The organism is Candidatus Electronema sp. JM, from assembly GCF_048287415.1.
Classification (GTDB): domain Bacteria; phylum Desulfobacterota; class Desulfobulbia; order Desulfobulbales; family Desulfobulbaceae; genus Electronema.
In genome coordinates this window covers 25,665-36,208 of sequence record NZ_JBLWEN010000041.1, presented here as the reverse complement: position 1 = coordinate 36,208, position 10,544 = coordinate 25,665, and the positions used below count along the sequence as shown (strand labels likewise).

The 10,544-nt window shown below is 60.1% G+C and carries 9 protein-coding genes; 3 read left to right on the top strand and 6 right to left on the bottom strand.

Annotated elements, in window-relative coordinates:
* Nucleotides 1–2,544, top strand: a 2,544-nt coding sequence (locus tag ACNKH6_RS08330) for a hypothetical protein (protein ID WP_417915092.1), incomplete at its 5' end; no start/stop codon positions are given.
* Here ACNKH6_RS08330 and guaB read toward each other — a convergent pair.
* The 6 genes from guaB to ACNKH6_RS08300 form a co-directional block, all read right to left on the bottom strand.
* On the bottom strand, nt 2,523–3,992 hold the full coding sequence (gene guaB / locus ACNKH6_RS08325) for an IMP dehydrogenase (RefSeq protein WP_417915091.1): 1,470 nt from the start codon (nt 3,990–3,992) through the stop codon (nt 2,523–2,525). The genes ACNKH6_RS08330 and guaB overlap by 22 nt on opposite strands.
* Before the next feature lie 124 nt (nt 3,993–4,116).
* Nucleotides 4,117–4,905, bottom strand: coding sequence for a glutaminyl-peptide cyclotransferase (locus tag ACNKH6_RS08320; protein WP_417915090.1), 789 nt, complete (start codon nt 4,903–4,905; stop codon nt 4,117–4,119).
* Nucleotides 4,902–5,111: an RNA-binding S4 domain-containing protein gene (locus ACNKH6_RS08315; RefSeq protein WP_417915089.1), complete on the bottom strand. Its 210-nt coding sequence runs from the start codon at nt 5,109–5,111 to the stop codon at nt 4,902–4,904. The genes ACNKH6_RS08320 and ACNKH6_RS08315 overlap by 4 nt, the downstream gene beginning before the upstream one ends.
* 27 nt (nt 5,112–5,138) lie before the next feature.
* On the bottom strand, nt 5,139–7,676 hold the full coding sequence (gene secA, locus ACNKH6_RS08310; protein WP_417915088.1) for a preprotein translocase subunit SecA: 2,538 nt from the start codon (nt 7,674–7,676) through the stop codon (nt 5,139–5,141).
* A gap of 46 nt (nt 7,677–7,722) precedes the next feature.
* Complete coding sequence (locus ACNKH6_RS08305; protein WP_417915087.1) at nt 7,723–8,202, bottom strand: N-acetyltransferase; 480 nt, start codon at nt 8,200–8,202, stop codon at nt 7,723–7,725.
* Between the two features lie 111 nt (nt 8,203–8,313).
* Nucleotides 8,314–8,697, bottom strand: a complete 384-nt coding sequence (locus ACNKH6_RS08300) for a hypothetical protein (protein ID WP_417915086.1) — start codon at nt 8,695–8,697, stop codon at nt 8,314–8,316.
* A gap of 174 nt (nt 8,698–8,871) precedes the next feature.
* Here ACNKH6_RS08300 and ACNKH6_RS08295 point away from each other — a divergent pair, with 174 nt between their 5' ends.
* Together ACNKH6_RS08295 and ACNKH6_RS08290 are read left to right on the top strand one after the other, a co-directional pair.
* On the top strand, nt 8,872–9,234 hold the full coding sequence (locus ACNKH6_RS08295; protein ID WP_417915085.1) for a YkgJ family cysteine cluster protein: 363 nt from the start codon (nt 8,872–8,874) through the stop codon (nt 9,232–9,234).
* A 364-nt stretch (nt 9,235–9,598) separates the two neighbouring features.
* Entirely contained in the window at nt 9,599–10,495 is an 897-nt protein-coding gene (locus ACNKH6_RS08290; RefSeq protein WP_417915084.1) for a 50S ribosomal protein L11 methyltransferase, read from the top strand.
* Nucleotides 10,496–10,544: the final 49 nt, after the last annotated feature.

Here is a 10,544-nt window from a genome sequence, read left to right as displayed (position 1 = left end):
GACGAGCTTGCGCTGATTGACCGGGCCTGGCAGGAGGACGGCAGCAACGTTCTCGTGCTCACTGCGATGGGCGGCGCGGGCAAAACATCGCTGCTGCGGAAGTGGATTGACGATGAGCGGTGGCACGGCGCGGCTGCGGTGTACGTTTGGTCGTTTTATTCGCAGGGATCGAGCGAGGACAAGCAGGCTTCAGCGGCTGAATTCTTCGACCACGCCCTTGCCTGGTTCGGTCATGACGGCAGCCCGATCCGCTCGGAGCATGACCGTGGCGTGAAATTGGCTGAATTGGTACGCCGCCAGCGCACGCTGCTGCTGCTCGACGGCCTGGAGCCGCTCCAATATCCCTTGGGCGGGGCGATGAACGGCGCGCTGAAGGACAAGGGCCTCATCAGCCTGTGCTCGCAGCTTGCGGCGGACAACAACGGCCTCCTGCTCATATCCTCCCGCCAGCAGGTGATGGAGCTGAACGGCAGGCCGCATCAGCGCCAGCACGAGCTGAAGCCGCTCTCCGAAGAAGCGGGCTTGGCCTTGTTCCATCATGCTGGAATCAAGGGCGAAGACGCGGAGATAACCGCCACGGTGAAAGCCTACGGCGGCCATGCGTTGTCGCTTACTCTGCTGGCTACCTACTTAACTGAATACGAGCATGGCCATATTCTCAATCAGTACACGCTCCGCGAGCTGACCGAGTTCCCGGAAGAAACCTATGGCAGCCGCCACGCCTTCAAGGTGATGGCCGGACATGAACGGAAGCTGATCGGTCGCCCAGAATTGCAGATTCTTTTCTGCATGGGCCTGTTCGACCGCCCGATTTCTGCGGAGGTCATGTCCTTTTTACGAAAGAAGGGCATTCTGCATTTCAGCGGCATGACAATGTGCGGGCGGATGCGCCAAATGCTGCGCAACCTGCTTGGGCGAGAAGGGAATCAGCCGTGCGGCGACATGATCAGCGATGAGCGGGTGTTCCGCGCCGCCTGCGGAAGGCTGCGCAAGCAAGGGCTGCTGAACACCGTCCGCCCGGACCAGCCGCAGAACCTCGACACTCACCCGCTGGTGCGCCAGTATTTTGGCAAGCGGCTGGCCGAGCTGCACCCGGAAAGCTGGCGGCAGGCGCACGTCCGGCTGTACGAGCACTTCAAGGCCGCAGCCAAGGCGTTGCCCGACACCTTGGAGGAGATGGAGCCGTTGTTTGCGGCGGTGCGGCATGGCTGCGCGGCGGGAATGCACCAACAAACACTGGAAGAAGTGTATTGGCCAAGGATACAACGAGCTGAAAACAATCATCTCTGCCAAAAAATCGGCGCATTTTCTGCCAACTTGGCAGTGCTGACCCATTTTTTTAGCGAACCGTGGAGGATGCCTGCCGCAGGATTAACCGATGCTGCCAAGGCGGTTATTCTTAGCTTGGCTGCCTTTTGCCTGCGTGCCTTGGGTCGTTTACATGAAGCGGTAGAGCCTATGCAGGCAGCTATGGAAATGCAGATCCGGCAGAAAGAGTGGAAGAATGCCTCACAAGATGCCAACAACCTCAGCGAACTTCACCTAACTATTGGGGAAGTTGCCCAAGCGGTTGCAATTGGACGACAAAGCATAAAGTTTGCTGATCAGAGTGGTAATAATATTCATAGTCTAAGCAGGCGCACTGCGCTCGCCGATGCCCTGCATCAGGCCGGAGAACTGGCTGAGAGCCATGCCTTGTTCGCTGAGGCGGAAAAAATGCTGCAGGAATTGCAGCCACACTACGACCTGCTCTATTCGTTATGGGGATTTCGCTGTTGCGACCTACTGCTGGCGGGCGGCGCATGGCCTGAAGTGCGCGAGCGGGCGGAGAAGACGCTGCAATGGGCGGAACAACATAGAGCGTTATTAGACATAGCCTTGGACAAACTCTCTTTAGGCCGCGCCGCTGTGCAGGAAGCAATTGCGCAAGCTGGCCTGCCTGTCATTCCTGGCCTTGCACCGGACTTGGCCTGCGTTCAACCGCCATCCAGAGCGGGTGAACCTATCAGCGGATGCGTAGAACCTATCCGCCGAGGCGATGAACGTATCGCTGGATACGATGAACGCATCCGCCGAGCCGTTGAACAGACCTGCGGGGCCGTTCAACCGCCCGTCAGAGCCGTTGAAGCAATCCGCCGGGCCGTTGAATGGCTTGATCAGGCGGTTGATGGCCTGCGGGAAGCGGATACGGAGCATCATTTGCCGCTCGGACTGCTTGCCCGCGCCGCGTGCTGCCGCTGGGCAGCGCAGTTTCCGCCTGCGGAACAGGATTTGCAGGAATGTGAAGACATCGCCCAGCGCGGCGGAATGCAGCTGCACCTCATTGACTGCCATCTGGAGGCCGCCAGGCTCGCTCTTGCTTCCGGCAAAGCCGTTCTGGGCCGCACAGCAGCGGAGCATCTGGCCGCCGCACAGGCGGGAATCACCAAAACTGGCTATAAACGAAGGCTGGTGGAGGTGGAGCAGGTGGCGGGGAGATGGTGCGGGTGTAGGGGCGGTTCGCGAACCGCCCCTGCTACAGGCTACAGCCCCTCAGTGCGGTAGTTGGGTGCCTCGCGGGTGATGATCACGTCGTGGACGTGCGACTCGCGCAGGCCTGCGGGCGAGATGCGGACAAACTTGGCCCGGCGGTGCAGCTCCGGGATGGAGGCTGCGCCGCAGTAGCCCATGCCAGAGCGCAGACCGCCGAGGAGCTGATAAATCATCTCAGAAATCGGGCCGCGATACGGCACCCGGCCCTCGATGCCTTCCGGCACCAATTTGGACGGCTCGCTGCTCTTCTTCTGAAAATAGCGGTCGCTGGACCCCTGCTGCATCGCGCCGAGCGAACCCATGCCCCGGTAGCCCTTGTATTTGCGGCCCTGATAGAGGAAGGTTTCGCCCGGCGTTTCATCTGTGCCTGCGAAGAGCGAGCCGATCATCACGCTGCTCGCGCCGATGCCGAGCGCCTTGCAGACATCGCCGGAGAACTTGATGCCGCCGTCGGCGATGATCGGGATGTGCTTCTCTTTCGCCGCCCTGACCGCATTCTGCAAGGCGGTGAGCTGCGGCACGCCGACACCGGCGACTATGCGGGTGGTGCAAATCGATCCAGGCCCCACGCCGACCTTCACTGCGTTGGCTCCGGCCTCAATCAGGGCGGCGGTGCCTTCAGCGGTGGCCACATTGCCGGCAATCACCGGCACATCCGGCCAAGAAGCCCGCACCTCGCGCACGGCTTGGAGCACGCCTGCCGAATGTCCGTGGGCGGAATCAAGCACAAGCACATCCACTCCGGCCTGCACCAGCGCCTCGGTGCGGTCGGGCATGTCTGCGCCCACGCCGATGGCCGCGCCGACCAGCAGTCTGCCGCTGCTGTCTTTGGCCGCGAGCGGATACTGCTTGATTTTCTCTATATCTTTGATGGTGATCAAACCTTTCAGGTTTTCGTGCTCATCCACCACCAGCAGCTTTTCAATGCGGTGCTCATGCAGCAGGGCCTTGCACTGCTCATGGCTGATGCCCTCGCGCACGGTGACGAGATTTTTGCTGGTCATCACGTCTTTCACCCGCAGCTCGCCGCTGGAGACAAAACGCAGGTCGCGGTTGGTGACGATGCCCACCAGTTTGCCCCCGCGCAGCACCGGCAGGCCGGATATCCGCCACGAGGCCATGATTTCCTCGACCTCGGCCACCGTCTGCTCCTCAGTCACCGTGACCGGATCGACAATCATGCCGGATTCGGATTTTTTCACCCGCCGGACTTCCCTCGCCTGCTCCTCAATCGACATATTCTTGTGAATAATGCCGATGCCGCCCGCCCTGGCCATCGCAATTGCGGTGCGGTGCTCGGTCACGGTGTCCATCGCGGCGGAAACCAACGGGGCGTTGAGATAGATGGTGTCGGTCAGCCGCGTGGCGAGACAGACCTCGGACGGCAGCACTTCCGAAGCGGACGGGACGAGCAGAACATCATCAAAAGTATATGCTGGAAGTATGTCCTGATCGAACATGAAAAGCTCCTTGTTGATTGGTCGCGTTTTCGCCGCAGAGCCGACTCCGGGCTACAGGTGAAAGATTGGCCCATTTTATCAACGTCGGCGGAGAAAAGCAAACACCGACGTGAAAAAAGAATGATCAGGGCTGGTTCTGCCCGATGGGAACAGTTTTGACCGCAAACAGGGCGGGCCAGAGTTTGCCGGTGACGATCAGCCGGTCTGCGGCAGCATCATACATAATGCCGTTGAGCACCGCTTCCGGGTTGCCGCTCCGCATCCGGGCGCAGACCGCCGAGAGGTCAATCCACGCGGTCACGGCGCCGTCCGCCGGATTGATCACCGCAATCCGCTCCTCATGCCAGACATTGGCATAAACAGAGCCGTTGACGTATTCCAGCTCGTTGAGGCGGGTGATTTCCCGGCCTCTGTCGCGGACAGTGACCCGCCGCCGCTCGCTCATGTCGTCCGGGGCGAGAAAATACAGCGTTGCCGAGCCGTCGCTGATGATCAGGCTGCTGCCGTCGTGAGTGATACCCCAGCCCTCGTGCGGCCACGGGAAGGTGCGGCGCAGGTCAAAGCTGTCCTTGGCATATTGGAAAATAACCCCATTGCTCCACGTGAGCTGATACAGGCTGTCGCCGAACACCGCCAGCCCTTCGGCGAAAAACTGGCTGCCGTAATTGCGCCGTTGGAGCACCTTGCCGCTGGCGAGATCAACCCGGCGGAGCGAGGACTGGCCGAACAGGCCAGTGCTTTCGTACATTGCATTTGTATCCCAGACCAGCCCTTGGGTGAAGGCGGTCTGGTCGTGCGGGTATTCACTGACTATAACAGCAGTGAGCTGCGTTGGTCCGGCATTTGGCTGCTGGCGGCACCCGGCGACGAGCAGAGCGGCCAGCAGGAATGCGGCGGCGCAGAGACGGTTCATCTGGCAATCCTGACCTGCTGCCCGCCGCATTCCACCACATCCCCGGGCACGAGCTTTCTGCGCTTTCTGCTTTCCAGCTCGCCGTTGACTCGCACCAGCCCGCTGCTGATGAGCTGCTTGGCCTCGCCGCCGCTGGCAGCCATGTTCTCCAGCTTCAGCAGGCTGCACAGCTCAATGAAGTCATCTTGGATGATGGCTGATTGCATAATCTCAGGGAGCTTGCTGGACGCGAATCAGCCCAAGGCACCGCAGCACTTCTTGTACTTCTTGCCGGAGCCGCAGGGGCAGGACGCGTTGCGGCTGACCCGTTCCGCCTCATCCGGTGCTGCGTGCTCGTCTTCCGAGGCATTGGCCAGCAGCATCCGCTCCAGCTCTTCTTCGCGTTTGCGCCGCTGCTCCTCCTCCATCCGGGCCACGTCATCTTCCTGAACAATGCGGACGTACATCAGGTTGCTGATCGTCTGCCCCTTGACCGCCTCGATCATGCTGGCAAACATGTCGAAGCCTTCCTTCTTGTACTCGTCGAGCGGGTTCTTCTGGCCGTAGCCGCGCAGGCCGATGCCTTCCTTGAGGTGGTCCATGTTGAGCAGATGCTCTTTCCACAGTGTGTCCACCACTTGCAGGAGAATCATCCGCTCCAGATGGCGCATCTGCTCCATGCCGTTGCGCTCCTCCTGCTCACGGTAGGCCTGCTGGGCGGCATTCAGCAGCAGCTCGCGCAGCTTGTCCTGGCTGATCTCATGCCGCTCCACAGGCAGCCAGCCAAGCTGGAGATTGAACAGCTCCGCCGCCTTCTCCTCAAAGGGCAGCCAGTCCCAGTCCTCCGAGGGCTTGCGCTCCTCAATCACACTGTCCACCAAGCCATCCACAAGGTCGCTGACCATCTCCCGGATGATCTCGGAAATATCCTCGCGCTCCAGCACCTCGCGCCGCTGGGTGTAGATGACCTCGCGCTGCTTGTTCATCACGTCGTCGTACTCAAGCAGGTGCTTGCGGATGTCGAAGTTGTGAGCCTCCACCTTGCGCTGGGCGTTCTCAATGGCCTTGGAGATCATCGAATGCTCAATCGGCTCGTCCTCCTCCATGCCCAAGCGGTTCATGATCGAGGTCAGGCGGTCGCCGCCAAAGATGCGGAGCAGGTCGTCCTCCAGCGAGAGATAGAAGCGGGAGGAGCCGGGGTCACCTTGACGGCCAGAGCGTCCGCGTAGCTGGTTGTCAATCCGGCGGGACTCGTGGCGGCTGGTGCCGAGGATGTGCAGGCCGCCCGCCTCACGCACGCCGGGGCCGAGTTTAATGTCCGTGCCGCGTCCGGCCATGTTGGTGGCGATGGTGATCTTGCCGACTTGTCCTGCTTGAGCGATGATTTCGGCCTCGCGGTCGTGCTGCTTGGCGTTGAGCACTTCGTGCGGGATGCCCTCTTTCTTCAGCATGTCCGAGATCAGCTCGGACACGTCGATGGAGATGGTGCCGACCAGCGCGGGCTGGCCTTTCTCATGCAGCTCCTTAATCTCCCGGACAACGGCGCGGTACTTGGCAGCCTGATTCTTGTAGATCACGTCAGCCATGTCAATGCGCGCCACAGGCCGGTTGCTGGGAATCACCACCACGTCAAGATTGTAGATCTTCTTGAACTCCGCCGCCTCGGTGTCGGCTGTGCCGGTCATGCCCGCCAGCTTGCTGTACATGCGGAAGTAGTTCTGGAAGGTGATCGAGGCCAGCGTCTGGTTCTCCTTCTCAATCTTCACCCCTTCCTTGGCCTCCACCGCCTGATGCAGGCCGTCCGACCAGCGGCGGCCCTCCATCGTCCGGCCAGTGAACTCGTCCACAATCACCACCTCGCCGTTCTTGACGATGTAGTCCACGTCCTTTTTGAAGAGGACATGCGCCTTCAGGGCCTGGTTGACATGATGCAGCCAGCCGATGTTGCGCGGATCGTAGAGATTGTCCACCTCCAGCATCTGCTCGGCCTGCATCACGCCCTCGTCGGTGAGCAGCACTTGCCGCGCCTTCTCATCTTTGGTGTAATGCTCCTCCTCGCGGAAGCGCGGCATGATCGCGTCCACCTTGCGGTACAGGTCGGTGGACATCTCTGCTGGGCCGGAGATGATCAGCGGCGTGCGGGCCTCGTCAATCAGGATCGAGTCCACCTCATCGACAATGGCGAAGTTGAAGCCGCGCTGGCAGTAGTCGCTGAGAGCGAACTTCATGTTGTCGCGCAGATAATCAAAGCCGAACTCGTTGTTGGTGCCATAGGTGACATCAGCGGCATAGGCATCGCGGCGGGCCTGGTCGTCCATGCCATGCAGGATCGCCCCGGTGCTCAGGCCGAGGAAGTGGTAGAGCTGGCCCATCCATTCCACGTCGCGGCGGGCAAGGTAGTCGTTGACCGTGACCACATGCACGCCTTTGCCGCTGAGGGCATTCAGATACACGGCGGCGGTCGAGGTCAGCGTCTTGCCCTCGCCGGTCTTCATCTCCGCGATTTTGCCCTGATGCAGCACCATGCCGCCGATGAGCTGGACATCGTAATGCCGCTCGCCCAGCACCCGTTTCGCGCCCTCGCGGCAGACGGCAAAGGCTTCGGGCAGCAGGCTGTCCAAGGTCTCGCCGCCCGCATAGCGCTCTTTGAACGCAGCGGTCTTGTCCCGCAGCTGGCTGTCCGTGAGCGGCTCCACCGACGGCTCCAGCCGGTTGATCTGCTCGACCGTTTTCAGCAGCGCTTTGATGTCGCGGTCGTTCTTGCTGCCGAATATCTTGGTCAATATGCTCATGCTTGCTCTCCGCAGCACAGAACTGTTCAGCTCCGCGCCGCCAGGATTAGTCGTTGGTCCAGATCAGCGCTTCTTCGTCGCAGTCCGGGAATTTTGGGCACTGAATGCAGTCGCTCCATATTTTATGCGGCAGCTGGCTTTTTTCAATAGGCGCAAAGCCTAATTTGCGGAAAAAACCGCCTTGGTAGGTGAGGGTGAAGACACGGCTGATCTCCAGGCTCTCCGCCTCCTTCAGGCAGGTTCTGACCAGCGCGCGGCCTATGCCTTGGCCATGACTGCTCTCCGCAACAGCCAGCGAGCGGATTTCGGCTAAATTTTCCCAGCAGATATGCAGCGAGCAGACTCCCTGCACCCCGCCGTCGTCATACACAACAAAGTCACGGAGCTGGTCATAGAGCGAGCTGATCGAGCGGCCCAGCAGCAGCCCTTTGCTGGCGAACTGCTGCAGCAGGCCGTGGATCGGTTTGACATCGCCCATGTGAGCCGGACGGATTTTGCTGGCGGCGGAATTGGCGGTTCCGTTCATGATCGGCATTTCCAATGAAAGTGGCTGGTGAACACGGCTTGTGCCGCGAAAATTATGCAGAGTACCCCGCAGCCGCTGTTTGGTCAAGGGCTACAGCGTAAAGCAGCACCTTCATCGCGTTTCCTCTGCGGCGCGAGGCGGCGCAATCCGTTTTTTCCGTTCTGTGGGCAGGATGAGCAGCGTTTCCGCTGCTGCTGGCCGCGCCGGAGGCGGCTCGGCACGTGCAGGTTGAACTGGAGCGACCGGCGGGGCACTGCTTTCTGGCATTTTATTTTTGATAGGCGCAGATGACGCGGCGGCAGGCGGGACAGGGTATTGCGGCAACAACGTCTTTCCGGCCCAGATGCCGAGCAGGAACATCCAGAGAAACAGACAAAACAACACCGCGCCAATGCCAAGGATGCCGCTCAAACTGAGCTGGAAGGCAAAGATAATGCGTGGCTCGCGCTGGTCATGCGGCGGCGCATCAGGGGCTGAGTGTTTGCGGCGGGACATCGACACAAGGGGCAAAGGCGGCTCAAGACAGGCGACAGTCAACCCATCTTATAGCAAATTCAACCAGAGCGCGGCAAGAAATTTTTCCCCTTGACTGTGGCTGCGGCGCACTCTATCCTTGCCCGTGTTCAGCCGCTTCAGCAGCGGCCTTTCCGTTTTTTGTGAGGAACCCGCATGAAACCTGTCCGCACTCCTTGCCTGACTTGCGGTGCCTGTTGCGCATTTTTCCGCGCCTCTTTTTATTGGGCGGAAACCTCGGCAGGCACACCCGGCGGTGTGCCAGAGCAGCTCACCGAAAAAATTAACGATTTCCTGGTGCAGATGAAGGGCACACGCGGGCCGCAGCCGCGCTGCGTCGCCCTGAGCGGCGAAATCGGCAGCGAGGTGGCGTGCAGCATTTACGAACAGCGGTCTTCGGTCTGCCGGGCATTTCCGCCTTCCCTGCAAGACGGCGTGGTCAATGAGGACTGCAACCGGGCGCGGGCGGCTCACGGTTTAAAGCCGGTGACTTCAGCAGACTGGGGCATAAAGGATTAAAACTGCGGGCAGGCAATTTTTACGCACCGCTGCGCAATTTTTACCCAGAAACTGTGTTCATCGCTGAGAGCAGGCCGCGTTATTTTTTCTTCTTTTCAGGAAAGCAAAACGCAGCAATCAAACTCAGCCCTAAAATCAACGCAAGGCCAGCAGCAATGGCGATAAGGCAGAATGAATCGTAGCTCTGCTCCATAACAGCTCCTTTGCAAAGGCCCGGAACCTGCGGCTCCTCCCGCTGCATGGCTCCGAGCGGACAGACGGCGCACGTTTTTTAATACGTTCACGTTGCCGTTCAAAATGATCAAGCAAAAATCATGCCAAGCGGTCTGCAGCAACAATTTTTCTTTAATCTGCAATTTTGACAATGACTACACCATCATCACCTAGCTGGCTGAAAACCACTTTATCCTGCCCGGAAATAGCCTTGGAGGCTGCCACAGACCTGCTTGGCGTGTTAAGCGGCTCGGCAGTGGAACAGGCTCCGGTCAAAGACGGATTGAGCACGGTCAGCGGCTTTTTTCAATTTGCCGACGAGGCCGAGCGGGAAGAACTGTTCCGCCGCCTTGAGCTGGAGCTGGCCGAGTTGTTCGCTGCCTATGGCCTGCCAGCACCGCAGATGAGCTGCTCGGTTCTTGCCGATGAGGATTGGGCCACTTCATGGCAGCAGTATTTCACACCCTTCGCCATTGTGCCCGGCCTGATCATCAAGCCAAGCTGGGAGCATTACGCTGTCCAGCCCGGCGAGCAGGTGCTGGAGATTGATCCGGGCATGGCCTTTGGCACCGGCCAGCACGCCTCAACCAAGCTGGCTCTCAGCCTGATTCAGCATTGTTTTCAAATGGTTCCGCCGAACAAAGTGCTGGATGTCGGCACCGGCACCGGCATTCTGGCAATGGCCGCCGCTCTGTTCGGAGCGCAGCGCATTACAGCCATTGACAACGACCCGGAAGCTGTCCGGGCGGCGGCAGAAAATATTGCCCGCAATGGTTTGGCCAGCACGGTTGCCGCCGCCGCAACGCCGTTATCTGAGATCAGCGGCAGTTTCGATCTGATCTGCGCCAATATCCTGCATGATGTGCTGGTGGAAATGGCTCCGGCTATCGCAGGCCGACTGACAGCGCAGGGCAACGTGGTGCTGGCGGGCATCCTGCGCGGCGCACAGGAGGAGAGCATCATCCGCGTGTACAGCAGCCACGGACTTGCGGTGCGGCAGTCAGCTTATGAGGAGGAATGGGCCGCCCTGCTGCTGACTCGGCATTGACTCTGCCGCACAGATGCGGTACATATCAGCCAGCCGGAATCTGCCGGTT

Bases quoted from the DNA above. Each gene is read 5' to 3' on its own strand.
- guaB (WP_417915091.1), bottom strand. From the start codon at position 3,992: ATGTTCGATCAGGACATACTTCCAGCATATACTTTTGATGATGTTCTG.
- secA (WP_417915088.1), bottom strand. From the start codon at position 7,676: ATGAGCATATTGACCAAGATATTCGGCAGCAAGAACGACCGCGACATC.
- ACNKH6_RS08315 (WP_417915089.1), bottom strand. From the start codon at position 5,111: ATGCAATCAGCCATCATCCAAGATGACTTCATTGAGCTGTGCAGCCTG.
- ACNKH6_RS08305 (WP_417915087.1), bottom strand. From the start codon at position 8,202: ATGAACGGAACCGCCAATTCCGCCGCCAGCAAAATCCGTCCGGCTCAC.
- ACNKH6_RS08320 (WP_417915090.1), bottom strand. From the start codon at position 4,905: ATGAACCGTCTCTGCGCCGCCGCATTCCTGCTGGCCGCTCTGCTCGTC.
- ACNKH6_RS08290 (WP_417915084.1), top strand. From the start codon at position 9,599: ATGACTACACCATCATCACCTAGCTGGCTGAAAACCACTTTATCCTGC.
- ACNKH6_RS08295 (WP_417915085.1), top strand. From the start codon at position 8,872: ATGAAACCTGTCCGCACTCCTTGCCTGACTTGCGGTGCCTGTTGCGCA.
- ACNKH6_RS08300 (WP_417915086.1), bottom strand. From the start codon at position 8,697: ATGTCCCGCCGCAAACACTCAGCCCCTGATGCGCCGCCGCATGACCAG.